Annotated in this window: 24 protein-coding genes; 10 read left to right on the top strand and 14 right to left on the bottom strand. The window is 71.0% G+C overall.

The genetic code is table 11. The annotated features are described in order from the left end of the window. Positions 1–102: 102 nt before the first annotated feature. Entirely contained in the window at positions 103–774 is a 672-nt protein-coding gene (nucS, locus tag R2S09_RS34965) for an endonuclease NucS (RefSeq protein ID WP_306191743.1), read from the bottom strand. Positions 775–1,075: 301 nt separating this feature from the next. Between nucS and R2S09_RS34960 the strand changes: the two genes are divergently transcribed. Then, entirely contained in the window at positions 1,076–1,468 is a 393-nt protein-coding gene (locus tag R2S09_RS34960) for an SCO5389 family protein (RefSeq protein WP_030170159.1), read from the top strand. A gap of 84 nt (positions 1,469–1,552) precedes the next feature. Here the strand turns inward: R2S09_RS34960 and R2S09_RS34955 are convergent, their stop codons facing one another. Further along, complete coding sequence (locus R2S09_RS34955) at positions 1,553–2,581, bottom strand: LLM class flavin-dependent oxidoreductase (protein WP_306191746.1); 1,029 nt, start codon at positions 2,579–2,581, stop codon at positions 1,553–1,555. Between the two features lie 245 nt (positions 2,582–2,826). Between R2S09_RS34955 and R2S09_RS34950 the strand changes: the two genes are divergently transcribed. Beyond that, entirely contained in the window at positions 2,827–3,159 is a 333-nt protein-coding gene (locus R2S09_RS34950; RefSeq protein ID WP_306191747.1) for an ATP/GTP-binding protein, read from the top strand. Positions 3,160–3,214: 55 nt separating this feature from the next. On the opposite strand, the gene R2S09_RS34945 is transcribed toward R2S09_RS34950, so the two are convergent. The 7 genes from R2S09_RS34945 to mce form a co-directional block, all read right to left on the bottom strand. Then, the gene (locus R2S09_RS34945; RefSeq protein ID WP_306191748.1) at positions 3,215–4,090 is read right to left on the bottom strand and encodes an ABC transporter permease subunit; all 876 of its coding nucleotides are present in this window, start codon (positions 4,088–4,090) and stop codon (positions 3,215–3,217) included. Then, positions 4,087–5,367, bottom strand: a complete 1,281-nt coding sequence (locus R2S09_RS34940; RefSeq protein WP_306191749.1) for an ABC transporter ATP-binding protein — start codon at positions 5,365–5,367, stop codon at positions 4,087–4,089. Before R2S09_RS34940 ends, R2S09_RS34945 begins: the two co-directional genes overlap by 4 nt. A gap of 142 nt (positions 5,368–5,509) precedes the next feature. Beyond that, a complete protein-coding gene (locus tag R2S09_RS34935; RefSeq protein ID WP_306191750.1) occupies positions 5,510–6,283 on the bottom strand; it encodes an ABC transporter permease in 774 nt (257 codons plus the stop codon). A 3-nt stretch (positions 6,284–6,286) separates the two neighbouring features. Beyond that, the gene (locus R2S09_RS34930) at positions 6,287–7,282 is read right to left on the bottom strand and encodes an ATP-binding cassette domain-containing protein (RefSeq protein WP_316745342.1); all 996 of its coding nucleotides are present in this window, start codon (positions 7,280–7,282) and stop codon (positions 6,287–6,289) included. A gap of 89 nt (positions 7,283–7,371) precedes the next feature. Next, positions 7,372–8,307: a cellulose-binding protein gene (locus tag R2S09_RS34925; protein ID WP_306191752.1), complete on the bottom strand. Its 936-nt coding sequence runs from the start codon at positions 8,305–8,307 to the stop codon at positions 7,372–7,374. A gap of 228 nt (positions 8,308–8,535) precedes the next feature. Beyond that, entirely contained in the window at positions 8,536–12,450 is a 3,915-nt protein-coding gene (scy, locus tag R2S09_RS34920) for a polarized growth protein Scy (protein ID WP_316745341.1), read from the bottom strand. Between the two features lie 255 nt (positions 12,451–12,705). Further along, positions 12,706–13,146, bottom strand: coding sequence for a methylmalonyl-CoA epimerase (gene mce, locus R2S09_RS34915; protein WP_306191754.1), 441 nt, complete (start codon positions 13,144–13,146; stop codon positions 12,706–12,708). 149 nt (positions 13,147–13,295) lie between these two features. Here mce and R2S09_RS34910 point away from each other — a divergent pair, with 149 nt between their 5' ends. Then, positions 13,296–14,504, top strand: a complete 1,209-nt coding sequence (locus tag R2S09_RS34910) for an acetyl-CoA C-acetyltransferase (RefSeq protein WP_306191755.1) — start codon at positions 13,296–13,298, stop codon at positions 14,502–14,504. A 55-nt stretch (positions 14,505–14,559) separates the two neighbouring features. Next, a complete protein-coding gene (gene meaB, locus R2S09_RS34905; RefSeq protein WP_030170126.1) occupies positions 14,560–15,516 on the top strand; it encodes a methylmalonyl Co-A mutase-associated GTPase MeaB in 957 nt (318 codons plus the stop codon). A gap of 125 nt (positions 15,517–15,641) precedes the next feature. Here meaB and R2S09_RS34900 read toward each other — a convergent pair whose 3' ends face one another. The 4 genes from R2S09_RS34900 to R2S09_RS34885 form a co-directional block, all read right to left on the bottom strand. After that, entirely contained in the window at positions 15,642–16,118 is a 477-nt protein-coding gene (locus tag R2S09_RS34900) for a MarR family winged helix-turn-helix transcriptional regulator (RefSeq protein WP_306191756.1), read from the bottom strand. 95 nt (positions 16,119–16,213) lie between these two features. Beyond that, positions 16,214–17,011 (bottom strand): AIM24 family protein, encoded by a 798-nt coding sequence (locus tag R2S09_RS34895; RefSeq protein ID WP_316745340.1) that lies wholly within the window; start codon positions 17,009–17,011, stop codon positions 16,214–16,216. Beyond that, positions 17,008–17,658, bottom strand: coding sequence for an AIM24 family protein (locus R2S09_RS34890; protein WP_306191758.1), 651 nt, complete (start codon positions 17,656–17,658; stop codon positions 17,008–17,010). Before R2S09_RS34890 ends, R2S09_RS34895 begins: the two co-directional genes overlap by 4 nt. 1 nt (position 17,659) lies before the next feature. Beyond that, positions 17,660–18,292: an AIM24 family protein gene (locus R2S09_RS34885; RefSeq protein WP_316745344.1), complete on the bottom strand. Its 633-nt coding sequence runs from the start codon at positions 18,290–18,292 to the stop codon at positions 17,660–17,662. Between the two features lie 131 nt (positions 18,293–18,423). On the opposite strand from R2S09_RS34885, the gene R2S09_RS34880 reads away from it, so the two are divergent. The 5 genes from R2S09_RS34880 to R2S09_RS34860 all read left to right on the top strand — a co-directional run bounded on the left by R2S09_RS34880 (position 18,424) and on the right by R2S09_RS34860 (position 21,914). After that, entirely contained in the window at positions 18,424–18,768 is a 345-nt protein-coding gene (locus R2S09_RS34880; RefSeq protein WP_306191759.1) for a DUF3817 domain-containing protein, read from the top strand. Next, the gene (locus tag R2S09_RS34875) at positions 18,765–19,082 is read left to right on the top strand and encodes an MTH1187 family thiamine-binding protein (protein WP_306191760.1); all 318 of its coding nucleotides are present in this window, start codon (positions 18,765–18,767) and stop codon (positions 19,080–19,082) included. Before R2S09_RS34880 ends, R2S09_RS34875 begins: the two co-directional genes overlap by 4 nt. Positions 19,083–19,151: 69 nt before the next feature. Further along, complete coding sequence (locus R2S09_RS34870) at positions 19,152–19,661, top strand: MarR family winged helix-turn-helix transcriptional regulator (RefSeq protein WP_030170104.1); 510 nt, start codon at positions 19,152–19,154, stop codon at positions 19,659–19,661. A gap of 135 nt (positions 19,662–19,796) precedes the next feature. Continuing rightward, positions 19,797–20,135, top strand: a complete 339-nt coding sequence (locus R2S09_RS34865; RefSeq protein ID WP_316745339.1) for a DUF3817 domain-containing protein — start codon at positions 19,797–19,799, stop codon at positions 20,133–20,135. 78 nt (positions 20,136–20,213) lie between these two features. Next, positions 20,214–21,914, top strand: a complete 1,701-nt coding sequence (locus tag R2S09_RS34860; protein WP_316745338.1) for a methylmalonyl-CoA mutase family protein — start codon at positions 20,214–20,216, stop codon at positions 21,912–21,914. 108 nt (positions 21,915–22,022) lie between these two features. Here the strand turns inward: R2S09_RS34860 and R2S09_RS34855 are convergent, their stop codons facing one another. Next, complete coding sequence (locus R2S09_RS34855; RefSeq protein WP_316745337.1) at positions 22,023–22,670, bottom strand: TetR/AcrR family transcriptional regulator; 648 nt, start codon at positions 22,668–22,670, stop codon at positions 22,023–22,025. 291 nt (positions 22,671–22,961) lie between these two features. On the opposite strand from R2S09_RS34855, the gene R2S09_RS34850 reads away from it, so the two are divergent. Then, on the top strand, positions 22,962–23,936 hold the full coding sequence (locus R2S09_RS34850) for a tetratricopeptide repeat protein (RefSeq protein ID WP_316745336.1): 975 nt from the start codon (positions 22,962–22,964) through the stop codon (positions 23,934–23,936). Positions 23,937–24,361: the final 425 nt, after the last annotated feature.

The following is a 24,361-nucleotide window of genomic DNA, read 5'->3' as shown; positions in this document are numbered from 1 at the left end:
CCCGCCCCGGCCCCCCGGGTCGGTTTAGGTCCGCCCCCGGGGGGGGGGGCCCCCCCGGCCCCGGGGGCCCCCCCCCCTCCGCCTCGAGCCCTGCCACCGCCCTCAGAACAGCCGCAGCTTGTCGTCCTCGAGGCCGCGCAGCGCGTCGTAGTCCAGCACCTGGCAGCCGATGCCGCGGTCGGTGGCCAGCACCCGGGCCTGCGGCTTGATCTCCTGCGCGGCGAAGACGCCGCGCACCGGGGCGAGGTGCGGATCGCGGTTCAGCAGCTCCAGATAGCGGGTGAGCTGCTCCACGCCGTCGATCTCGCCGCGCCGCTTGATCTCCACGGCGACGGTCTGCCCCTCGCCGTCCCGGCACAGGATGTCCACCGGGCCGATGGCCGTCATGTACTCGCGCCGGATGAGCGTGTAGCCCTCGCCGAGCGTCTCGATGCGGTCGGCGAGGAGCTCCTGGAGGTGCGCCTCCACGCCATCCTTGATCAGCCCCGGATCCACGCCGAGTTCGTGCGAGGAGTCGTGCAGGATCTCCTCCATCGTGATGATGAGCTTCTCGCCCGCCTTGTTGACGACGGTCCACACGCCCTCTTCGTCGCCGGTGCCCTCCTTCAGGGTGCACGGCGGCGACATCCAGTTCAGGGGCTTGTAGGCGCGGTCGTCAGCGTGGATCGAGACGCTGCCGTCCGCCTTGACCAGGATCAGGCGGGGCGCTGACGGAAGGTGGGCGGTGAGCCGGCCCGCGTAGTCGACGGAGCAGCGGGCAATGACGAGACGCATGGTCCGCAACGCTACTCGACGCACCGGGCCGCGCGCGATTCGGTCACCGGGACCCCCTTCCCGGCGGTTGACCGCCTCCCTGAAGGTCGTCCCATTTTTCCCTGGATCACCCGTGTTCACTTATGGCCGATTGTGTGCCCAACCCGCCCTGTCTGTACGTGCATTCGCCTGGTGGGGCCTCGTTTCGTTGCCTACCGTAGAGAACGGGAGGTCGCGATGTGTGTACGCACCGTGTTCGGTATCGCCCACTCCCTTATCTGTCCGGCAACCCCTGCTCACCGGGGGTGCGAGAGGAGAACCCATGTCGCTCGACGTCTCACCGGCCCTACTCGAACAGGCCGAGCGAGGCGAGGTCGACGAAGCTGAATTCGTCGACTGCGTCCGGACCTCCCTGCCCTACGCATGGGAGATGATCAGCTCCCTGGTGGCCCAGCTGAAGGTGGACGGCGGAGAGTTCGCCGACAACCAGACGCCGCCGCCGAGTGAGCAGCATCGCGGTCAGCTGCTGCGTGCGCTCGCGAGTGACGCCATACGGGGCGCGCTGCAGCGGCACTTCGGTGTCCGGCTGGCCTTCCAGAACTGCCACCGGGTGGCGGTGTTCCCGCTGGACGCCTCGGCCGACGAGAGGCTGGCGAAGTTCACGTCGGTGCGCGCCCAGCTGCTCAACCAGTCACCGGAGCTCAGGGACTGCTGACGGGACAGTTGTCTGCTTGCCGCTCCGCACGCGGGAGGTGCATCAAGTGCCGGGGCGGCAAGCCCTCCGGTGACGGCCGCCGGCTCAGCCGAGGTGGGGGAGTACCTCGGCGCCGAGCCGGCGTACGTTCTCCTCGGTCGCCGCGAGGTCTCCCGAGCCCTCGACGAGCAGGGCGAACCGGGAGATGCCGGTCCGCTCGGCGGTCGCCGCCAGCCGGTCGGCGCACAGGCGGGGGGTGCCCACGGGGTGCAGCCCGCAGAGCAGCTCCGTGTAGGCCAGCGGATCGCGCATCCGGCGGCTGCGGCCGTCCACCGTGACATGCGCGTCCAGCCCCTGTTTCAGCCAGCCGGGCATCGCTTTCAGCAGGGACTCGGCCGCGTCCGTGCGCCGGTCCGCGATCTGGCAGACACCGGCCGAGACATGCTCGGCGCCCCGGATCTCCTCCCCGGACCGTCCGGCCGCCCGCGCGCAGCGCCGCCACAGGGCGATCATCTCGGCCTTCTCCTCGTCCCCGACATGCATCCCGAGGAGCATGGGCAGCCCGCGCTCGGCGGCCAGCCGCACGCTCGCCGGGGAGGTGCAGGCGACGACGACCTCGGGGCCCGGGACCTCGTGCAGCGCCTCCGAGGGGCGGGGCACGACGGGGACCTCCCGGAAGCTGAATCGTTCCCCCGAGGCCGACACCGACGCATCGCGCAGCCAGCGGACCAGCAGATCGAGTGATTCCGGGAACCCCTTCTCGTACGCCTCGAGACCGGTACCGAACACCTCCAGGTCGACCCACGGCCCGCCGCGTCCCACGCCCAGCGAGAACCGGCCGCCGCTCGTCACGTGCAGCAGCGCGGCCTGCTCGCCGAGCGCCACCGGGTGGACGGTGGGCAGCACGCTGACCGCCGTCCCCACCCTCAGCCGGCGGGTACGGCCGAGCAGCAGCGCGGCCAGGGTGACGGCCGACGGGCACGTCCCGTACGGTACGAAGTGGTGCTCGGCCAGCCAGACCGCGTCCAGCCCCGCCTCCTCGGCGACCTCGGCCGTACGGACCGCGCGGTGCAGTGCCTCCCCCTGGCCCTGGCCCGGGAACTGGGCGGCCAACACGAAACTTCCTACGCGCATTGCTTTTTCCTGCTTCCTCGGCTCCGACGCGGAGCTCCCCCACCGGGCATAACCGCACGACACGTGACGAGGACACGGCCTGGCGAAGGGATTTCCGGATTGTCTGCGGAATCGGACGTCCTTGAGGGTGAGTTGACAGGATTTGCTCGGGTATTCCGATCGTGACGGATCCTGACGTGTGCCCCTGTCAGCGCCGCGTACGCTGGAGGCGAACCCGTCCTGCAGCAGAACCGGTGAGGTGTCCCGTGTCCCCGCGTCGCAACCGCCCCAAGGGAGCCGGCTCGTCCGGCCGGAGCGCCGAGGACGACGCGACGAGCCGATACGGCGGCTGGCAGTCCACGGAGAGCTGGCAGGGCGTGGAGTGGAGCGTGCGCCATGTCGCGGGCGCCAGCGCGGCGGGCAAGACCTACCGCTGCCCGGGCTGCGACCAGGTGATCGGCTCGGGTGTCCCGCACGTGGTGGCCTGGCCCGAGCACGCCGGGGTGGACGACCGCCGGCACTGGCACAAGGCCTGCTGGAACGCGAAGGACCGCCGCACCACGCGGGTGCGGCGGTCCCGTAACGCGCCGAGGTTCTGAACCGTTCCTGCACGGCCCGTTCCTGCACGGCCCGCTCCTGCACGGCCCGCTTCTCCTAGACGTCCCGCTTCTGCAGCAGCGCCCAGGCGCCGACGGCGGCGACCACCGTCGCTCCCAGGATGATCCACAGCGGGTCCCAGCCCGAAGGGCCGGAGCGGCTGAGGGAGTTGGAGTAGAACACGCTCAACTGGTTCGGGATGGAGTACTCGAACAGGGCCTGGCGCACCTTCTCCAGCGACTGCGTGAACATGAACAGCGCGATGACCAGCGGGGCGAGGACCACACCGATCATGATGGTGATGCCGCCCGCCGAGTGCCGCAGCACCGAGCCGACGAGCAGCGACAGAAGGCCGAGCAGGGCCATGTAGAGGCTGACGCCGACCGTGCCCTTGAACCACTCCGCGCCGGTCGGCTGCCGGGCGCCACTGCCTTCCAGCAGGGCCATCTGGATGAAGGCGACCAGCGCCGTGGACACCAGCGTGATCGTGAAGGCGACCAGGAAGAACACCAGCGCCTTCGCCGTGAGCACCCGCCCCCGGCTGGGGCACGCCGTCATCGTCGTGCGGATCATGCCGGTGCCGTACTCGGAGGCCGTGGTGAGCACGCCGAGCGTGATGAGGCAGATGCTGCCGAGCAGCAGCCCGAAGAAGCCCAGCGACAGCGGGTTCTCGTCACCGGAGAGGTCCGACGAGGAGTTGGCGATCACCAGGCCGGTCAGCAGCCCGATCCCGAGCACGAGCAGGACGAACACACCGAGCGTCCACATGGTGGAGCGCACCGACTTGATCTTCGTCCACTCCGAGGCGAGGGCGTGCCCGAGGTGCGTACGGACCACGGGGATCGGCGAGGTGTAACCGGGGTACGGGCTGCCGGCCGCCGCCTCCCAGGCGGGCGGCGCGGCCTGCGGCATCGGAGTCTGCGGCGTGCTCATCGGGCGTCCTCGGACTTGGTGGTGTCGACGGCGGGGGCGGGGGCGGCGGCCTCCGGCGCGGGGGAGGCGGGCGCGGCGGGCGGCGCGGCGGGGGCGGCCGGCACGGCGGGCGCGGCGACCGGCTGGGCGTACGGGTTCGGCACGCCCGCACCCGGGGCGCCGTAGGCCTGGGGGTGGGGCTGGGCGCCGTAGGGACCCTGGCCCGGCTGCGGCTGCGGCTGCGGCTGCGGTGCGGCGAAGGGCTGACCGCCCTGCTGGGGCGGCGGCGGGGCGTACCAGCCGGGCTGGCCCTGGCCCGGGACCGGCACGGGCGGCTGGGCGCCGGGCGGCAGGGGCTGCATCAGCCCCGCCTTCTGGTCGGTCGTCGAGCGGTAGTCGACGGCGCCCTGCGTCATCCGCATGTACGCCTCCTCCAGCGAGGCCTGGTGCGGCGACAGCTCCCACAGCCGTACGTCGGCCTCGTGCGCGAGGTCGCTGATGCGCGGCAGCGGCAGCCCCGTCACCCGCAGCGCGCCGTCCGGCTCGGGCAGCACATGCCCACCGGCCTCGGTCAGCGCCGAGGTCAGCTTCTCCCGCTGCTCCGGCTCGGTGTCCGGGGTGCGCACCCGGGCGAAGTCCGCGGAGTTCGCCGAGATGAAGGCCGTCACGCTCATGTCGGCGAGCAGCTGCCCGCGCCCGATGACGATCAGGTGGTCGGCGGTCAGCGCCATCTCGCTCATGAGGTGACTGGAGACGAACACGGTCCGTCCCTCGGCGGCCAGCGCCTTCATCAGGTTCCGCACCCAGAGGATGCCCTCGGGGTCGAGACCGTTCACCGGCTCGTCGAACAGCAGCACCTGCGGGTCGCCCAGCAGCGCCGCCGCGATGCCGAGCCGCTGGCCCATGCCCAGCGAGAAGCCCTTGGAACGCTTCCTGGCCACGTCCTGCAGACCCACCACGCCCAGCACCTCGTCGACGCGGCGCGCAGGGATGCCCGACAGCTGGGCCAGGGACAGCAGGTGGCTGCGGGCGCTCCGGCCGCCGTGCACGGCCTTGGCGTCCAGCAGGGCGCCCACCTGGCGCGGCGCGTTGGGCAGCTTGCGGTACGGGTAGCCGCCGATCGTCACCGTGCCCGCGGTGGGGTTGTCCAGGCCGAGGATCATCCGCATGGTCGTCGACTTGCCCGACCCGTTGGGGCCCAGGAAGCCGGTGACGGCGCCGGGCCGTACCTGGAAGGAGAGGTTGTACACGGCGGTCTTGTCGCCATAGCGCTTGGTCAGGCCGACTGCCTCGATCATGCTCCGGTCCCATCGGAAGGTACCCGTCCCGGGATTTCAGGACAGCGGGGCACACGCCCCCGTAAGGGTTAGGAGGATATCCGGGCGCTGACGGTTCCGGCCAAAAGAAAGTAAAACCGAGTGGGGCACAGAGGAACGAATCTCAGGCGTCCCGCTGCCGCAGCAGCGCGTAGCCGCCCGCGAGCGCCGCGACCACCCACAGCACCATGATCGCCAGGCCGCCCCAGGGTCCGTACGGGGTGTCGTCGCCGACCCGGGGAACCACCTGCATGATCCGGCTGCCGGCCTGGTCCGGCAGGTACTGGCCGATCTTCTTCGTCGCGGACACGTTGGCGAGGACGTTGGAGATCAGGAAGAAGAACGGCATCAGGATGCCCAGCGACAGCATCGGCGAGCGGAGCATCGCGGCGACGCCCATCGAGAACATCGCGATGAGGGCCATGTAGAGCCCGCCGCCGAGGACCGCGCGCAGCACGCCCGGGGCGTCGAGCGAGGTCCGCAGCGGCGAGCCGAGCATCGCCTGCCCGAGGAAGAAGGCGGCGAAGCTGGTGACCAAGCCGACGGCCAGGGCCAGAGCCGTCGCGACGGCCACCTTGCTCGCCAGGAAGGCGCCGCGCCGGGGGACCGCGGCCAGCGAGGTGCGGATCATGCCGGTGCTGTACTCGTTGGACACCACCAGCACCCCGAACACGATCATCGCCAGCTGGCCGAGTGTCATGCCCGCGAAGCTGACGAGCGTCGGGTCGAAGGAGAGCCGCTCGCGCGGGGGCATGTTGCCGAACTCGTGCTTCGTCAGCGCCGAGATCAGCATCCCGAGCGCGACGGTGACGACCACCACCAGGGACAGCGTCCACACGGTGGACGCCACCGACCGGATCTTGGTCCACTCGGACCGGATGACCTGGGTCGCCGCCATGCCTCAGCCCTCCGCCGTCGTCGTGACCGTGTCGGCCGCGGCCTTCGCGGCTCCCGTGTCCCAGTCCGCGCCCCACGGCCGCTCGGGCGGCGGGTCCGTGCGCGCGTGGTACTCCACCGAGGAGGCCGTCAGCCGCATGAACGCCTCCTCCAGGGAGGACTGCCGCACGCTCAGTTCGTGCAGCACCACATGGTGCCGTGCGGCCAGCTCCCCGATCTGCTCGGCCTTGCCGCCGTCGACCTCCAGCTGCCCGCCGCCGCTCTCCACGGCCGTGATCCCGGCGCCGTGCAGCGCGTCGAGCAGCCGCTCGCGGTCCGGGGTGCGGATCCGGACGTAAGTGCGGGAGTTGCGCTCGATGAAGTCGGCCATGGAGGTGTCCGCCAGCAGCCTGCCCTGGCCGATGACGACGAGGTGGTCGGCGGTCAGCGCCATCTCGCTCATCAGATGGGAGGAGACGAAGACCGTACGGCCCTGGGCGGCCAGCGACTTCATCAGGCTCCGGATCCAGAGGATGCCCTCGGGGTCGAGGCCGTTGACCGGCTCGTCGAACATCAGGATCCGCGGATCGCCGAGCAGCGCGCCCGCGATGCCGAGCCGCTGGCTCATGCCGAGCGAGAAGCCCTTCGCCTTCTTCCGGGCCACCGCCGTCAGACCCACCGTCTCCAGCACCTCGTGCACCCGGCCGGTGGGGATGCCGTTGCTCTGGGCGAGGCAGAGCAGATGGTGGTAGGCGCGGCGGCCGCCGTGCACGGCCTTGGCGTCCAGCAGGGCGCCGATGTACGTGAGCGGGTCCGCCAGCTCGTGGTAGTGCCGGCCGTCGATGCGCACGTCTCCGGCGGTGGGACGGTCCAGGCCGAGGATCATCCGCATGGTCGTGGACTTCCCGGCGCCGTTGGGCCCGAGGAAGCCCGTGACGATGCCCGGCCGCACCGTGAAGGTGAGGTCGTCCACCGCCACCTTCTCGCCGTACCGCTTGGTCAGCCCCGACAGCTCGATCATGCGGCCACGCTAGATGCGCACAAAGCCCCCCGCCACCGGAAGGCGGCGGGGGGCTCCACGACGTCCGGCCCCGGCGGGGGCGTTCGTCGTCAGCGGGACTGCTGGGCCGGAACCCCGCGGGAGATCGGCTCGTCCTCGGCCGGCGCGCCCGTGGCGGCGACCGCGGCACCCGTGAGGGTGGCCAGCATCTCGCGGACGTTGGTCAGCTGGGCGTTGATGGAGTCGCGGCGGTTGGTCAGCGCGGCGAGCTCGCGCTCGGACTCCGAACGGATGCGGTCCGCCTTGGCGTTGGCGTCGGCCACGATGTCCTCGGCCTGGCGCTGGGCCGTCTCGACGGTCTGGCGGGCGCGGCGCTCGGCGTCGGTGCGCAGCTTCTCCGCCTCCAGACGCAGCTGCTCGGCGCGGTGCTCGATCTCCGCGAGCCGCTTCTCGGCCTTGGCCTGACGGGACGCCAGGTCGCGCTCGGACTGCTCGCGGCGCTTGGCGAGGTTCGTCTCGAAGTCGGCGGCGGCCTGGGCGGCCTTGGCGCGGGTCTCCTCGAAGAGGGCGTCCGCCTCCTCCCGCTTGGACTGCGCGTCCTTCTGCGCCTCGGCACGCAGCTGGGAGGCGTCGGCCTTGGCCTTCTCGACGATCCGGACGCCCTCGTCATCGGCCTTGGCCTTGCGCTCCGCGGCGAAGGACTCGGCGTCGTTACGGACCTGCTGGGCCGCCGACTCGGCGAGTTCGCGGTGCTGCTCGGCGGCGCGCCGGGCCTCCTCACGCAGATCCTTGGCCTCTTCCTCGGCGAGGCGCAGGATCTTCTCGACCCGCGCGCCGAGACCCGCGTACGACGGCTCCGCGTCGGTGACCTGGGCCTGGGCGTTCTGCGTTTCGAGGTGGAGCTCCTCGATGCGCTTCTCCAGAGCGGTGATGCGGGCGAGAGCGCTGTCACGGTCGGAGACGAGCTTGGAGATACGTTCGTCCACCTGAGCGCGGTCGTACCCACGCCGCACAAGCTCGAAGCCGTAGGGGGAAGTGTCGCTCATGGGGTTCCTGTCGAATGAGACCGGTGAGGTGATAGGTCGAATCCTAGGGGCCGAAGCGGTGTGTCATCGAGCGGATACGTGTTTGATCTGGAGAATGACACCTCTTTTGAGTGGCTGACCGCCGGACGGCTTGCCAAGGACCGGGTCAAAGCCCCCCGAAGGGCACCCGGAGGGCTCCCGGACGGCTCCCGAAGAAGCCACCGAAACGACCCGAATTCACTCTTCAGGTTAGCCCTCTGACCCCTTGCCACCCGACCGGGGTGCCCCCACCGCCGCGCCCGCCTTCACGCCGCCGTCCTTGCCGGACGAGGGGGCCTCGAAGGACTCCAGCGCCTCCAGGACGTCCTGGACCCGGGAGATCTCCGCGTTGATGTCCTCGCGCCGGCGCACCAGGATCTCCAGCTCGCGCTTGCCCTCCTCGACCGTGCGCCGCGCCTCGCGGACCGCCTCGGCCTTCAGCTCCTCGGCCTCCTTCACGAGCGTGGCCTTCTTCTGCTCGGCCTCCTTCAGCAGACCCTCCGCCTTCTTCACCGCGGCGATCCGCACCTTGCCCGCCTCGGAGTTGGCGTCCGAGACGATCTCCTTGGCCTTGGCCTGCGCCTTGGCCAGCTGCTCCTCGGCGGCCTTGATCAGCGCGTCGCAGCGGTCGCCCGTCGACTTCATCGTCTCGGCGGCCTCGCGCCGGGCCCGCTCGTGCAGCTCCTCGATCTCGGCGGTCAGGCGATCGCGCAGCTCCTCGGCGCGCTCGCGGATCTGCGTGGCGTCCCGGCGGGCGCCGACGAGCAGCTCGTCCGCGTCCGTACGGGCCTTCTCCACCAGCGTGTTGCCCTGCACGGTCGCCTCGGACACGAGCCGCTCGGCCTCCTGGCGGGCCGCGCCCACCATCGTGTCGGCCTGGGACTCCGCGTCCGCCTTGGTCTTGACCGCGCTCGCCTGCGCCTCGTTGAGCAGCTTGTCGGCCTCGGCGGTGGTCTCCGTGATCAGCATGTCGACCTGCTCGGCCGCTTCCGAACGCCGCTTGTTGGCGTCCTGGCGGGCCTCGTCCAGGGTCCGCTCGGCCTCCTCGCGGGCGGCGGCCAGCGTGCGCTCGGCCTCCGCCTCCGCGTCGGCCTTCAGCCGCTCGGACTCGTTGCGGATCCGCTCGGCACGGGACTGCGCGGAGCCCACGGTCTCCGCGGCCTCGGCACGCAGCCGCTCCGCGTCCCCCGTGGCGTCCGAGATCAGCTTCTCCGCCCTGGCGACGGACTCCGCCCGCACCCGCTCGGCCTCCGCGGCCGTCTCCGCGCGCAGCCGGTCCGTCTCGTCGATCGTCTCCGTCCGCAGCCGGTCGGCCTCCGCGACGGTCTCCGTCTGGAGCCGCTCGGCCTCCGCGCGTGCCTCGGAGATCAGTGTGTCCGCCTGCGTCGCCGCGTCCGACCGGATGCGGTTGGCGTCCTCGCGGGCGTCCGCCCGGGTGCGGGCCGCGGCCTGGTCGGCCTCGGCAAGCGCGTCCGAGGCCTCGGTGCGCACCCGCTGGGCGTGCTCGGCGACATCGGCGCGGATCCGCTCCGCCTCCGCGATCGCGTCCGACACCGTACGCTCCGAGAGCGCCTTGGCGGCCTCGGTCTCCTCCTGCGCCTCGCGCCGCAGCCGGGACGCGTCCTCGCTCGCCCGCTCCCGCTCGGCGTAGGCGTCGGCGCGGACCCGGTCCGCCTCCTCCTCGGCCTCCCGCGTCGTACGGTCCGCCGCGTGCTCGGCGGCCGAGCGCAGCCCGGCGATCTCCTCCTGCGCCTGCTCGTGCAGCCCGGCGACGGAATCCCGTACCTGCTGCGCGTGCTGCTCGGCGGCGGCGACCATCTCGGTGGCGCGCCGGTCGGCCTCCTCCACCAGCCGGGTGGCCTCGGCCTGCGCCTCCTCCACGCGCCCCCGCGCCACCGCCAGCAGCTCCTCGCTCTGCTCGCGGGCCCGCTCGCGCTCCTGGTCGGCCTCCTGCCGCGCCGCGCCGAGGAGCTCCTCGGCCTCGCGGCGGCGCCGGGCGGCCTCCTCCTGGGCGGCGGCCAGCGTCTCGGACGCCTCCGAGCCCAGCCGCTCCGCGGCGGCCTGCGCCTCGGCACGGACCCGGTCGGCGGTGTCCTGGGCCTCCGCCTTGAGCCGCTCGGCCTCCGCCGCGGCCTCCGAACGCAGCCGTACGGCGATCGCCTCGCCCTCGGCGCGCGAGGCGGACGCGTCCGCGGCGGCCTCGTCGCGCAGCCGCTCGGCCTCGGCCTCCGCCTGCTGCTGCAGGGCGCGGATCCGCTCGGCCGCCTCGGTGCGCAGCCGGTCGGCCTCCTCGCCGGCCTCGCGGCGGATCCGCGCGGCCTCCTCACGGGCGTCGGTCAGCGCCTGCTCGGCGGCGGCCAGGCGCTCCTCGGCCTCGGTGTGCAGCCGGGTCAGCTCCTCGGCGGCCTCCGCCTGCCGGGTGGCCAGCGCCCGCTCGGTGTCCTCGCGCAGCTCGGCCGCGGCCCGCTCGGCGTCCGCCCGGACCGTCTCCGCCTGCTCCTCCGCCTCCGCGCGGTGCCGCTCGGCCTCCTTGCGGGTGCGCTCCAGGGTCTCCTCGGCCTGCCGGCGCAGCGTGGTGGCGCGCTCGATGGCCTCGGTGCGCACCTTCTCGCTGTCCGCCGTCGCGGTCTTGCGCAGCTCGTCGGCGTCCGCCTTGGCCTTGGCCAGCAGCTCCTCGGCGGACTTCGCCGCCTCCTCGATCTGCGCCACGGCCTCGCGCCGGGCCTCGGCCCGGATCCGCTCGCCCTCGGCGACCGCCTCGGCACGCAGCTGCTCGGCCTCGCCGCGCAGCCGGCGCGCCTCCTCCTGGAGCTCGACGGTCTTGGCGCGGTACTCCTTGGTGTCGTCCTTCGCCGCGCCCTTGAGCTGCTCGGCGAGGTCGTGCGCCTCGGCGCGCAGCCGGTCCGCCTCCGCCTCGGCCTCGGTGCGGATCCGCTCGGCCTCCTCGGCCGCGGCCTTCGTGGTCCGCTTGGCCTCCTCGGACGCCTTGTTCAGCACGTCCTCGGCGGTCTTGGCCGCCTTCGACAGCTGGGTGGCGCTCTCCTCGGCGGTGATCGTACGGGCCTTCTCCGCGGCCTCGGCGACGATCTTCTCCGCCTCGGCGCGGGCGTCCGCGACCAGCTGCTCGGCCTCGGACCTGGTCTGGTCGGCCTCCTTCGTGGCCTCCTCGACCAGCCGGGCGACCTGCTCCTTGGCCGTGCGGGTGCGCTGCTCGTTGGCGGACTCGGCGCTCGCCAGCGCCTTGGCCGCGGCTTCCTTGGCCTCGGCGACCGTCTTCTCGGCTTCGGACTGCGCCTTGCGCAGGGCCTCCTCGGCCTCCGCCATCCGCTGCTCGGCGGCGCGGCTCAGCTCGGCGGCCTGGCGGCGGGCGGCGTCGGACTCGCTCGCCGTGCTGCTGCGCAGCTGCTCGGCGTGGTCGGTGGCCTCCTGGGCCTGGGTGGAGGCGGCGTTGAGCAGGCGCTCGGCGTCGGTACGGGCCCGGCGCAGGATCTGCTCGGCCTCCGCGCGGGCCTCCTCGGCCGTGCTCTGCAGCCGCTGCCGGGCCTCGGCGGTCAGCCGCTCGGCCTCCGCTCGGGCGGCGGTCATCGCCTGCTCGGCCTCGGCGCGGGACTCGTCGAGGAGCCGGCGGGCCTGCTGCTCGGTACGGGCCCGCAGCTGCTCCGCCCAGGCCACGTTCTCGTTGACGTGCGACTCGACGGTCTGCCGACGCTCGGCCAGCTCCTGGTCGAGCTGCTGGCGGCGGGTCACCGCCTCCTGGTGCAGCTCTGCCTGCAGGCGCGCGGCCTGCTCGGCGTGCTCCTGGAGGATGCGCTGGGTCTGCGCCCGGGCCTGGCTCAGCTCCCGCTCGGCATCCGCGCGGAGCTGGTCGGCCTGCATCTGCGCGTTGCGCAGCAACTGCTCCGCCTGATAGCCGATGTCGGCGCTGTCGTAGGCGGGCCGGGTCATGAGGGTGCGCCGCGCCTCGTGCAGCTTGGCGCGCAGCACCTCGACCTGGTAGCCGAGGTCCTCGGCGTGCTGGATCGCCTTTTCCCGCTCGGTCTTCAGCCGCTCCATCTCGGCCTCGAACCGAGAGAGGTGGTCGACGTCAGCCGCCGGCTCTCGCTCCTGGCGTTCGTAGCCCCGCACTGCGCGGTCCCATCCGTCCCCTGGTCGCAAGCCTGTCCAAACGAGCTCCGTCCATCCGCCGAACGGGGCCCCCGGGGAATGGTGTCAGATCAACGGCGGAGCACGGGCTGCTGCCCCGTCGCTCGTCCCCCGAAACCCGGACCCCGGCGAGGTTCCGCCGCCCACGACGGGACAACCCGGCCGCGACGGCAGAACCCGGCCGCCCCTGCTTCAGGGACGACCGCCCCCAACCCTACCGGCCCTTATGTACGAGGGTCAGTGCTCAGCCGACTCAACAGCCGCCGAAGTGACCAGTTCCGTCAGGACGCCGTGACAATCCTTGGGGTGCAGGAAGGTGATCCGTGACCCCATGGAGCCGCGTCGCGGCTCGTCGTACAGAACGCGTACGCCCTTCCCGCGGATCCCGGCGGCGTCGCCGTCCACATCCGCCGTACCGAATGCGATGTGGTGGACGCCCTCGCCGTTCTTCGCGAGCCACTTCCCGACGGCGGAGTCCTCGCGGGTGGGCTCCAGAAGCTGCAGGTAGGAGGCACCGCCGTCGGAGGTCTCGTTGATCTTGAGCATGGCCTCGCGCACGCCCTGTTCCTCGTTGACCTCGGTGTGGAACACCTCGAAGCCGTAGGTGGTCCGGTAGAACTCGACGGTGGCGTCGAGGTCGTGGCAGGCGATCCCGATGTGGTCGATTCGCGTCAGCATGGTTTCAGTGCAACGCCAACCCGGTGGTTACGCAACGTGCGCGCGATCACACCGACGGCCCGATGACGGGGCGGACCGCCCCTCAGTACATTCGAAGTAAACCCTCGTTCACTCCTCGGCTGTGCAGGCCGGTAAGGGGATCGCAGCTCATGTCTTCTGGAACTCCCGGTACGACCAGCTCGGTGATCGTCGCGGGCGCCCGTACGCCCATGGGCCGGCTGCTCGGCTCGCTGAAGTCCTTCTCCGGAGCCGACCTCGGCGGCTTCGCGATCAAGGCCGCCCTCGACCGTGCGGGGATCGGCGGCGACCAGGTGCAGTACGTGATCATGGGCCAGGTGCTCCAGGCCGGTGCGGGGCAGATCCCGGCACGTCAGGCCGCGGTCAAGGCCGGCATCCCGATGAGCGTCCCCGCGCTCACGATCAACAAGGTGTGCCTGTCCGGGCTGGACGCGATCGCGCTGGCCGACCAGCTGATCCGCGCGGGCGAGTTCGACGTGATCGTGGCCGGCGGCCAGGAGTCCATGACGAACGCCCCCCACCTGCTGCCGAAGTCCCGCGAGGGCTTCAAGTACGGCGCGGTGCAGATGATCGACGCGATGGCCCACGACGGCCTGACCGACCCGTGGGAGACCATCCCCATGGGCGAGTCCACCGAGAAGCACAACACGCGCCTGGGCATCGGCCGCGCCGAGCAGGACGAGATCGCCGCCCTCTCCCACCAGCGCGCCGCCGCCGCCCAGAAGAACGGCATCTTCGAGGCGGAGATCACCCCGGTGGAGATCCCGCAGCGCAAGGGCGACCCGGTGCTGTTCAGCAAGGACGAGGGCATCCGCGGTGACACCACCGCCGAGTCCCTGGCCAAGCTGCGCCCGGCCTTCGCCAAGGACGGCACGATCACCGCCGGCTCCTCCTCGCAGATCTCCGACGGCGCTGCGGCCGTGGTCGTCATGAGCAAGGCCAAGGCCCTGGAGCTGGGCCTGGACTGGATCGCCGAGATCGGCGCCCACGGCAACGTGGCCGGCCCGGACAACTCCCTCCAGTCGCAGCCCTCCAACGCCATCCTGCACGCCCTGAAGAAGGAGGGCCTGGAGGTCTCCGACCTGGACCTGATCGAGATCAACGAGGCGTTCGCCGCCGTGGCCGTGCAGTCAATGAAGGACCTCGGCGTGTCCACGGAAAAGGTGAACGTGAACGGCGGCGCCATCGCCCTGGGTCACCCGATCGGGATGTCCGGGGCCCGGCTCGTGCTGCACCTGGCGCTCGAGCTGAAGCGCCGCGGCGGCGGCGTCGGCGCGGCGGCACTGTGCGGCGGCGGCGGCCAGGGCGACGCGCTGATCGTCCGGGTGCCGAAGGCGTAAGCCCTCCCGGCCGACGACCGAACCTCTTTACGCGGATCATGTGAACGGAGCAGTGATGCAGGACGTCTCCTCGCTGGTGGCCCAGGCCAGGGAAGGGCGGCCGCGGGCCGTCGCCCGGCTGATCTCCCTGGTGGAGGGGGCGTCCCCGCAGCTCAGGGAGGTCATGGCGACGCTCGCCCCGCTGACCGGCAACGCCTACGTCGTCGGCCTCACCGGCTCCCCGGGCGTCGGCAAGTCGACGTCCACCTCGGCGCTGGTCACCGCGTACCGCAAGCAGGGCAAACGGGTCGGCGTGCTGGCGGTCGACCCGTCGTCGCCCTTCTCCGGCGGCGCGCTGCTCGGCGACCGGGTCCGCATGTCGGAGCACGCCTCCGACCCGGGCGTCTACATCCGCTCGATGGCGACCCGGGGCCACCTGGGCGGCCTGGCCTGGGCCGCGCCGCAGGCGATCCGCGTCCTGGACGCGGCAGGCTGCGACGTGATCCTGGTCGAGACGGTCGGCGTCGGCCAGTCGGAGGTGGAGATCGCCTCCCAGGCGGACACCTCCGTCGTCCTCCTGGCCCCCGGCATGGGCGACGGCATCCAGGCGGCCAAGGCCGGCATCCTGGAGATCGGCGACGTCTACGTCGTCAACAAGGCCGACCGCGACGGCGCCGACGCCACGGCCCGCGAGCTGAACCACATGCTGGGCCTGGGCGAGTCCCGCGCCCCCGGCGACTGGCGCCCGCCCATCGTCAAGACGGTGGCGGCCCGTGCCGAGGGCGTCGACGAGGTCGTCGAGGCCCTGGAGAAGCACCGGGCGTGGATGGAGGAGCACGGCGTCCTGACCGAGCGCCGCCTGGCCCGTGCCGCGCACGAGGTGGAGACGATCGCGGTCACGGCCCTGCGCGAACGCATCGGCGATCTCCACGGAGACCGCCATCTGGGTGCCCTCGCCGAGCGCATCGTGGCCGGCGAACTGGACCCGTACCGCGCGGCGGACGAGCTGGTGGAGGGCCTGACGCAGGCCTGAGCCCGGCCAGTGGCCCGGTGGCACGACAGAAGGCGGAGGCGGAGCCCACCATCGGGGCTCCGCCTTCTCCATGCCGTCAGGGGCGGTCAGGGGCCGTCGGGGCCGTCAGGATCCTCCGGGGGTCCTCAGGGGCGCCCCCGCTGCCCCCGCAGGCGCTCGGCGATGGGCTTGAGAGCCTTGTCCAGCTCCATCAGCGCCTCGGGCTCCAGCAGGTCGATGAAATGCCTCCGCACGGACGCCACGTGGTGCGGCGCGACCTTCCGCATGGTCTCCATGCCGTGCTCGGTGAGGACCGCGTACAGTCCCCGGCGGTCGGACTCGCAGTTCTCACGGCGCACCAGGTTCGCGTTCTCCATGCGGGTGATCTGGTGCGAGAGGCGGCTCTTGGACTGGAGGGTGGCGGACGCGAGGTCGCTCATCCGCATCCGCACGTCCTCCGACTCGGAGAGATTCACCAGAATCTCGTAGTCGTTGATCGTCAGGCCGAACGGCTGCAGATCCTTCTCGAGCTGGTGCGTCAACAGCCTGTTGACCTCCAGGTGGGTGCGCCAGGCGCACTGCTCCGCATCGGTCAGCCAGCGCGTGGCCGTCTCGGTCTCCATGAATGAAGTCTACCTAAGAAGTTGAAAGGCGAACTAGTGAGGGGTGGTGTGACGGCGCGCACGTGTTCGAGCCGTCACACTCCGCAGACTACCGCTCACAGCCCGAAGCGACGCTGGAGGTCTCCGAGCTGTCCGGGAAGGCGCGGTGCGCCGGCTTGCGGTCCGTGGCTTCCGGACACTCCCGCGCCACCGGGTACCCCGGGCTCGTGCGGAACCACTCCCGTGGCCTGCTCGGCCATGAGGGTCTCGGTCGACTGGAGCAGGACCGTACCGGCTCCCGCGAACTCGAACTGATGCTCCTCCCCGGAGGCCCCGCCCAGGCCCGTCATCGCACGTAGACCGCCCATCACCCCGGTCATGTACCCATGGTCGTAGTGGTGGCAGGGGGACGGGCAGTCGGCCCATCCGACGAGCGCCTGCGGGTCCACCCTGATCGGCGGCTCCATGAACACCACCGGCCCGTTGGACGCGGCCACGAACTTCCCGGTTCCGATCAGGGTCAGAAAGCCGGGCACGATCGACTGCTTGAGCGCGAGACTTGGCTGAAAAGCAAGCAGATTGCCCGAGCGAATGGTCAGATTGCCGTCGTCCAGGTCGTAGGAGTTGACATCGAAGGCCCGGTCGGCGAGCAGCATCTTGCCCGAGCCCTCCGCCACGACCCAGTCGCTCGCGTGCAGAGGCGAATGGAACGAGGTACGCACCAGACGGTCCAGCCGCCCGTGCCCGACACCGTTGAACTCGATCGTCCCGTAGTAGGCGATCATCTTCCCCTTCTGCAGGAACCACTGGCTTCCCTTGAGCTCCACGCAGAAGGTGTAGCTGTTCACGTTGTCGTCGGCCGGCAGGCTCATCGGGTCGTACACCACGGGCCCGGCCGTTCCGTAACCGCTCACAGCTTCTCCTCCGAGGCCTGCACGTACACCGCACCGTTGCCGCTCAGCTCCAGCTGGAAGGCCTCGCCGGAGCCGCGCCCCACCATGTCGCGCCAGCCCAGCGCCGTGGAGAGCTTGTTGCGCACGTCTCCGTGGTGGGCGACGTAGGCCTGCGGGTCGACGTGGACCGGGCGCTGCGGGGTGATCGGCACCTCGAACACGCCGCCGTGCGCCATGACGGCGACCGCGCCGTGCCCCTTGAGGGTGGTGGTGAACAGCCCCTGGCCGGTGACCTGGCCCCGCACCATGCCCATGACGCCGCCCTGCGAGCCCATGAACATCGTGCCCTGCTGGAGCGTGCCCTCGAAGGCGAGCAGCCGGTCCGCCTCCACGTACAAGGTGTCGCCCGAGAGGTTGATGACCTGCACATGGTGCCCGCCGTGCCCGAAGAACACGGTGCCGCTGCCCTCCACGGTCATCAGCGGCGTGGCCTCACCCGCCACCCGCCGCCCGATCATGGACATCAGCCCGCCCTGACCACCCTGGATGTCGGGCGTGAACGACACATCCCCCTTGTACGCCAGCATCGCCCCCCGCTGGCTGAACAGCCGCTGCCCCGGCACCACCGTGGCCTCGACCATCTTGGAGTTGATCTCCCGCAAGGTCATGTCAGACGTCCCCCGCGATCGTGTTCCGCTCGCTCGGCTGCACATACACGAGTCCGTCCCCCTCGAACCGGATCTGGAAGGCCTCCCCGCCGCCCTCACCCAGGAGGGTGCGGAAGGTCACACCGGACTGGAAGGACTGCCGCACGTTCCCCTGATGCGCCACATACGCCCCCGGATCGACGATCAGCGGGTACTGCGGAGCGACCCGGAGCACCACCGCCGGCCCGTCCGACAGGATGGCCGCCTGCCCGTGCCCCTCGACGGTGGTCGTGAACAGCCCGTTGCCCTGCGAGGCACCCCGCAGCCCGGTGAACGTCGTCCCCGTCCTGAGCCCCCCGTCGGTCGCCAGCAGATTGCTCGACTCGACGAACAGCTTCTCGCCCTGCAACCGCACGAGACCGATCTCGGACGCCCGGTCGGCGAACCAGCAGGTCCCCTGCCCCCGTACCTCCATCACCGTCATCTGCTCACCGGTGAGCCGCCGCGTCACCATCCCCCGCAGCCCCTCACCGCCACCCGTCAGCTTCTTGAAGGCCATCTGCCCGTCGTACGCGACCATCGAGCCGTTCTTCGCCTTCACGGCGTCCCCGGTCATGTCGACGGCGAGCACCTTGCTGCCTTGAAGTCGGAACATCGCCACGGTGCGAAGGTAGCGGCGGACACGGGCGCGGACACCCCCTCCCGACCATCCCCGGACGATTTGCCACAATGGACGAAACTTTGTGCCCGCGTTCACAAACGCGTCTCTCCCACCGAAGGTGACCCGTGGACATCAAGACCGCCACCGCCCTCCGCCGCCTCCGCCTGGTATCCGCCCCCGAGGCGGTGTCCTTCATCCTGCTGCTGGTCTGCTCGGTCCTGAAGCGGACCACCGACTTCAACGCGGTACCCGTGATGGGCTCGATCCACGGCGTCCTGTTCATCCTCTACGTGATCTTCTGGGCCGACGCCTGGAACCGCACGAAGTGGCCGCTGAAGACCGCCGCCCTCTACTTCGTCCTCTCCGTCCTGCCGACCGGCGGTTTCTTCGCCGAGCGCAGGCTGAAGCGTGAGGCCGAGGACGCGGTGATCGCCTCCCGCGCCCGCCGCGAAGGGATCGTGAACGCGTGATCGTCGCCTTCTCCGTGACCCCCCTCGGCGTCGGCGAGGACGTGGGGGAGTACGTGGCCGACGCGGTGCGCGTCGTGCGTGAGTCCGGGCTGCCGAACCGCACCGACGCGATGTTCACCTCGATCGAGGGGGAGTGGGACGAGGTCATGGACGTCGTGAGACGCGCCGTGGCCGCGGTGGAGGCGCGTGCGCCGCGCGTCTCCCTGGTCCTCAAGGCGGACATCCGCCCCGGCGTGACGGACGGCCTGACGTCCAAGGTGGAGACGGTGGAACGCCACCTGGCACAGCAGGGGGAGCAGGCGCCGGCCGGCTGATGTCCCTGCGGCGACCGAAGGGCGAGACGGGGCTGACCGGGATATGACCGGCGGGTAGGGTCTGGTGACGTGCCGAAGTCCCTCAGTCTCCCGTTCGATCCCATCGCCCGCGCCGACGAACTCTGGAAGCAGCGCTGGGGCAATGTGCCGTCCATGGCCGCGATCACCTCGATCATGCGCGCGCACCAGATCCTGCTGGCCGAGGTCGACGCGGTGGTCAAGCCGTACGAACTGACGTTCGCGCGCTATGAGGCCCTGGTGCTGCTCACCTTCTCCAAGGCCGGCGAACTGCCGATGTCCAAGATCGGTGAGCGGCTCATGGTGCACCCCACGTCCGTGACGAACACCGTCGACCGCCTGGTCAGGTCCGGTCTGGTGGCCAAGCGCCCCAACCCCAACGACGGCCGCGGCACCCTCGCCGTCATCACCGACAAGGGCCGCGAGGTGGTCGAGTCGGCCACCCGCGACCTGATGGCGATGGACTTCGGCCTGGGTGCCTACGACGCCGAGGAGTGCGCGGAGATCTTCGCGATGCTCCGCCCGCTGCGCGTCGCCGCACACGACTTCGAAGAGGACTGACGGCTTCGAAGAGGACTGACGGCTTCGAAGAGGACTGACGGCTTCGAAGAGGACGGACGGTGCCCCTCGACGCACGGAGCGCGTGGGGGCGACCCGGGGCAAGATCCCCCGGAACGGACGGTTACGCTCGACTCCATGAAGAAGAGCGTGCTGACCCGCTACCGCGTCATGGCCTACGTCACCGGCGTGCTGCTGGTCCTGCTGACCCTCGGCGTGATCGCCAAGTACGGCCTCCAGATCGACGGCGCCGCCAAGTTCACCACCGTCATCGGCATCGCGCACGGCTGGCTGTACGTGATCTACCTGATCTTCGCCTTCGACCTGGGCTCCAAGGCGAAGTGGCCGGTCACCAGGCAGCTGTGGGTGCTGCTGGCGGGGACCATCCCGACCGCCGCCTTCTTCGTGGAGCGCAAGGTCAGCCGTGAGCTGGAGCCCACGGTCGCGGACCGTGCGCCGGCCGTCGCCGAAGCGTAGCCGCACCGCCGTACGTCACACCCGCGTACGGCGGTCTGCCGTCGACATTTACTTGGACGTCCTAGTAAATTCGAAGGTATGGACGCTGACGCCATCGAAGAGGGCCGCCGACGCTGGCAGGCCCGGTACGACACCGCACGCAAGCGCGACGCAGACTTCACCACGCTCTCCGGCGACCCCGTGGAGCCGGTGTACGGACCCCGGCCCGGGGACACCTACGAGGGCTTCGAGCGCATCGGCTGGCCCGGTGAGTACCCCTTCACCCGCGGCCTGTACCCGACCGGCTACCGAGGGCGTACGTGGACCATCCGGCAGTTCGCCGGATTCGGCAACGCCGAGCAGACCAACGAGCGCTACAAGATGATCCTCCGCAACGGCGGAGGCGGGCTCTCGGTCGCCTTCGACATGCCCACGCTCATGGGCCGCGACTCCGACGACCCGCGCTCGCTGGGCGAGGTCGGCCACTGCGGAGTCGCCATCGACTCCGCCGCCGACATGGAGGTCCTGTTCAAGGACATTCCGCTCGGCGACGTCACCACGTCGATGACGATCAGCGGGCCGGCCGTCCCCGTCTTCTGCATGTACCTGGTCGCCGCCGAGCGGCAGGGCGTGGACGGCTCCGTCCTCAACGGCACGCTCCAGACGGACATCTTCAAGGAGTACATCGCCCAGAAGGAGTGGCTCTTCCAGCCCGAGCCCCATCTGCGCCTCATCGGCGACCTGATGGAGTACACCAGCGCGCGCATCCCCGCGTACAAGCCGCTGTCCGTCTCCGGCTACCACATCCGCGAGGCCGGGGCGACGGCCGCGCAGGAGCTGGCGTACACGCTGGCCGACGGGTTCGGCTACGTCGAGCTGGGGCTCAGCCGCGGCCTGGACGTGGACGTGTTCGCCCCCGGCCTGTCCTTCTTCTTCGACGCGCACGTCGACTTCTTCGAGGAGATCGCCAAGTTCCGCGCGGCGCGCCGCATCTGGGCCCGCTGGATGCGGGACGTCTACGGCGCGAAGTCGGAGAAGGCCCAGTGGCTGCGCTTCCACACGCAGACCGCCGGTGTCTCGCTGACCGCCCAGCAGCCGTACAACAACGTCGTGCGCACGGCGGTGGAGGCTCTGGCGGCGGTCCTCGGCGGCACCAACTCCCTGCACACCAACGCCCTCGACGAGACCCTGGCGCTGCCCTCCGAGCAGGCGGCGGAGATCGCGCTGCGCACGCAGCAGGTGCTGATGGAGGAGACGGGAGTCGCGAGCGTCGCCGACCCGCTCGGCGGTTCGTGGTACGTCGAGCAGCTGACGGACCGGATCGAGGCGGACGCCGAGAAGATCTTCGAGCAGATAAAGGAGCGGGGGCTGCGCGCCCACCCGGACGGGCAGCATCCGGTCGGGCCGATCACCTCCGGCATTCTGCGGGGCATCGAGGACGGCTGGTTCACCGGCGAGATCGCCGAGTCGGCGTTCCGGTACCAGCAGGCGCTGGAGAAGGGCGACAAGAAGGTCGTCGGCGTCAACGTGCACACTGGGTCCGTCACCGGGGACCTGGAGATCCTGCGGGTGAGCCACGAGGTGGAGCGGGAGCAGGTCCGCATCCTGGGCGAGCGCAAGAGGGCGCGGGACGAGGAGGCGGTGCGCTCGGCGTTGGGCGCCATGCTGGCGGCCGCGCGGTCCGGGGCGAACATGATCGAGCCGATGCTTCAGGCGGTGCGGGCCGAGGCGACGCTGGGCGAGATCTGTGGGGTGCTGCGGGACGAGTGGGGGGTGTACACGGAGCCCGCTGGGTTCTGAGCGCCGGAGGGTGGCCGGGGCGCCGGAGGGTTTTCGCCCCCGCCGCCCCTGCCCGTCCCTGGGGGCCGCGTCTCCAGACCCCCGCATCGGCCTTTGACGGCCTCGTCCTCAATCTCCCCCGGAGGGGGCACCCCTGGACGGGCTGCTCGATGCCAGCCCGGTCAGAAGTACCCGGGTGAAGCTCCGTACCCACTCCTCGTCCGCCGGTTCTGCGCTGAACAGGGTGCGGTGGACCACCGCGCCCGCCACCATGTCGAAGATGAGGTCGGCGGTGCGGGAGGCCTCTTCGGGGGGCTCCTCGACGGGGAGTTCGCCCCGGGTCTGGGCGCGGGCGCGGCCCTCGAGAACCAGCCGTTTCTGGCGTTCCACGATCGAGTCGCGGATACGTTCCCGCAGTGCGTCGTCACGGGTCGACTCGGCGACGACGGCCATCAGGCCGCTCTTGGCCTCCGGGCGGACCAGGATCGCCGCGAACTGCAGGACCACGCCCTCGATGTCGGCTGCGAGGCTGCCGCGGTCGGGCAGCCGGAGTTCGTCGAAGAGCTCGGCCACCGCGTCCACGACCAGTTCGTTCTTGCCTGCCCAGCGGCGGTACAGCGTGGTCTTCGCGACCCCGGCCCGGGTGGCCACGTCTCCCAGGGTGAGCTTGGACCAGCCGAGCTCCACCAGGGCCGCGCGGGTGGCGGCCAGGATCGCCGCGTCCGCGGCGGCGTTGCGCGGGCGGCCGGCACGGTTGGGCGAGGTGCGGCTCTGCATCCCATGACCATAACCGGACCGAAATCCGCCGTTCGTGAGCGGTCGTGAGGGAGATCACCGGCGCCCGGTTTCGCGGAGGCACCCCGTGCCATTACGCTACGGGTCGTATCGAAAGCATGGGCGGCAGCCCGTGCCCGAGCGACGACCACATCGCAGCACCACGCACAGCGGTACAGAACGGCATCACGCACCATCAAGCACACCGGCGCCCGGTGGGGACCAGGCGCCCGGAACGAACCGGCTTTCCCAGCCGTTTTCACTCAGGCACGTGGATCGGGGGAGGATAGACGCATGCAGCCACGGAACATGTCCATGAGCGGAGTCGTCGACCTCGCCGCGGTGAAGGCGGCCCAGGAGGCCAAGGCGAAGGCGGAGCAGGTGCGCGCCCAAGCCGCCCGGGAGGGCGGGGCAGGGGCCGTCGCCCCCGCCGATCTCGTCATCGACGTCGACGAGGCCACCTTCGAACGAGACGTCCTGCAGCGCTCCGCCGAGGTCCCGGTCGTCATCGACTTCTGGGCCGAGTGGTGCCAGCCCTGCAAGCAGCTGAGCCCGGTCCTGGAGCGGCTGGCCGTCGAGTACGACGGGCGCTTCCTCCTCGCCAAGATCGACGTGGACGCCAACCAGCTGCTGATGCAGCAGTTCGGGGTCCAGGGAATCCCGGCGGTCTTCGCGGTGGTGGCCGGCCAGGCCCTTCCCCTGTTCCAGGGGGCCGCGGGCGAGGCCCAGATCCGGCAGACGCTGGACCAGTTGGTGCAGGTCGCCGAGCAGCGCTTCGGCCTGACCGGCCTGACGGTCGACCCGAACGCCCAGCCGGGCGGCGCCGAGGAGGCCCCCCGGCCCAAGGAGGGTCCGTACGACTCGCTCCTGAACGCCGCCGCGCAGGCCCTGGACGCCGGTGACCTGGGCGGCGCCGTCCAGGCGTACAAGAACGTACTGGCCGACGACCCGGCCCACCCCGAGGCCAAACTGGGTCTCGCGCAGGCCGAGTTGCTCCAGCGGGTGCAGGACATGGACCCGCAGAGGGTCCGTCAGGAGGCGGCCGAGAAGCCGGCCGATGTGGCCGCGCAGATCGCCGCCGCGGACCTGGACCTGGTGGGCGGCCATGTGGAGGACGCCTTCGGCCGGCTGATCGAGACCGTGCAGCGCACCGCCGGTGAGGACCGGGACGCGGCGCGGCTGAGGTTGCTGGAGCTGTTCGAGGTGGTCGGAGCCGAGGATCCCCGGGTGGCGGGGGCGCGCCGGGCGCTCGCGCGGGCGCTGTTCTGAGCCGGCCGAGAGCCGGTCGGCTGACCAGTCGCTAAACGCCAGGGCATGTGATGCCCGAGTGAAAGATCTGCCGACGAGCCGTCACAGCGGCCGCGCTTTACCAAAACTTGGTAATCGCGGCCGCTGTTACTGCGAGTAAGTCGAGGGCGTTGTTCTGCCCGCTTCTATCCAGTCATCAACAGTTTTGTTCCGGCCCTTGTTACCACCCAGTGTCGCCGTTCGGGGCCGGTGCGTCGTCACGCGGTTATGCGGCCGTTACTAGCCAGTAACGAACCCCCTTGTGCGGGCGGCGAGAATGCACCACGATCGGCGACGCTCGGTCCATTCCCGTACCCCGGCAGCCGGTCGGGTCGCGGGATGTCTGGGTCCCCACCGAGCAGAGCCGGCGGCAGTGGCGCCGGCTCTTGGACAGGGGGGTCTTCGCC

The sequence above is a fragment of the Streptomyces sp. MK7 genome (assembly GCF_032658145.1).
GTDB classification, from domain to species: domain Bacteria; phylum Actinomycetota; class Actinomycetes; order Streptomycetales; family Streptomycetaceae; genus Streptomyces; species Streptomyces spiralis.
Note: the sequence above shows the minus strand (reverse complement) of the source record. Positions and strands in the feature narration are given on the sequence as shown.

What these genes read in the sequence shown, in the direction of transcription:
- nucS (WP_306191743.1), bottom strand. Translation starts at nt 774, where the DNA reads ATGCGTCTCGTCATTGCCCGCTGCTCCGTCGACTACGCGGGCCGGCTC.
- R2S09_RS34960 (WP_030170159.1), top strand. Translation starts at nt 1,076, where the DNA reads ATGTCGCTCGACGTCTCACCGGCCCTACTCGAACAGGCCGAGCGAGGC.
- R2S09_RS34955 (WP_306191746.1), bottom strand. Translation starts at nt 2,581, where the DNA reads ATGCGCGTAGGAAGTTTCGTGTTGGCCGCCCAGTTCCCGGGCCAGGGC.
- R2S09_RS34945 (WP_306191748.1), bottom strand. Translation starts at nt 4,090, where the DNA reads ATGAGCACGCCGCAGACTCCGATGCCGCAGGCCGCGCCGCCCGCCTGG.
- R2S09_RS34940 (WP_306191749.1), bottom strand. Translation starts at nt 5,367, where the DNA reads ATGATCGAGGCAGTCGGCCTGACCAAGCGCTATGGCGACAAGACCGCC.
- R2S09_RS34935 (WP_306191750.1), bottom strand. Translation starts at nt 6,283, where the DNA reads ATGGCGGCGACCCAGGTCATCCGGTCCGAGTGGACCAAGATCCGGTCG.
- R2S09_RS34930 (WP_316745342.1), bottom strand. Translation starts at nt 7,282, where the DNA reads ATGATCGAGCTGTCGGGGCTGACCAAGCGGTACGGCGAGAAGGTGGCG.
- R2S09_RS34925 (WP_306191752.1), bottom strand. Translation starts at nt 8,307, where the DNA reads ATGAGCGACACTTCCCCCTACGGCTTCGAGCTTGTGCGGCGTGGGTAC.
- mce (WP_306191754.1), bottom strand. Translation starts at nt 13,146, where the DNA reads ATGCTGACGCGAATCGACCACATCGGGATCGCCTGCCACGACCTCGAC.
- R2S09_RS34910 (WP_306191755.1), top strand. Translation starts at nt 13,296, where the DNA reads ATGTCTTCTGGAACTCCCGGTACGACCAGCTCGGTGATCGTCGCGGGC.
- meaB (WP_030170126.1), top strand. Translation starts at nt 14,560, where the DNA reads ATGCAGGACGTCTCCTCGCTGGTGGCCCAGGCCAGGGAAGGGCGGCCG.
- R2S09_RS34900 (WP_306191756.1), bottom strand. Translation starts at nt 16,118, where the DNA reads ATGGAGACCGAGACGGCCACGCGCTGGCTGACCGATGCGGAGCAGTGC.
- R2S09_RS34890 (WP_306191758.1), bottom strand. Translation starts at nt 17,658, where the DNA reads ATGACCTTGCGGGAGATCAACTCCAAGATGGTCGAGGCCACGGTGGTG.
- R2S09_RS34885 (WP_316745344.1), bottom strand. Translation starts at nt 18,292, where the DNA reads ATGTTCCGACTTCAAGGCAGCAAGGTGCTCGCCGTCGACATGACCGGG.
- R2S09_RS34865 (WP_316745339.1), top strand. Translation starts at nt 19,797, where the DNA reads ATGAAGAAGAGCGTGCTGACCCGCTACCGCGTCATGGCCTACGTCACC.
- R2S09_RS34860 (WP_316745338.1), top strand. Translation starts at nt 20,214, where the DNA reads ATGGACGCTGACGCCATCGAAGAGGGCCGCCGACGCTGGCAGGCCCGG.
- R2S09_RS34855 (WP_316745337.1), bottom strand. Translation starts at nt 22,670, where the DNA reads ATGCAGAGCCGCACCTCGCCCAACCGTGCCGGCCGCCCGCGCAACGCC.
- R2S09_RS34850 (WP_316745336.1), top strand. Translation starts at nt 22,962, where the DNA reads ATGCAGCCACGGAACATGTCCATGAGCGGAGTCGTCGACCTCGCCGCG.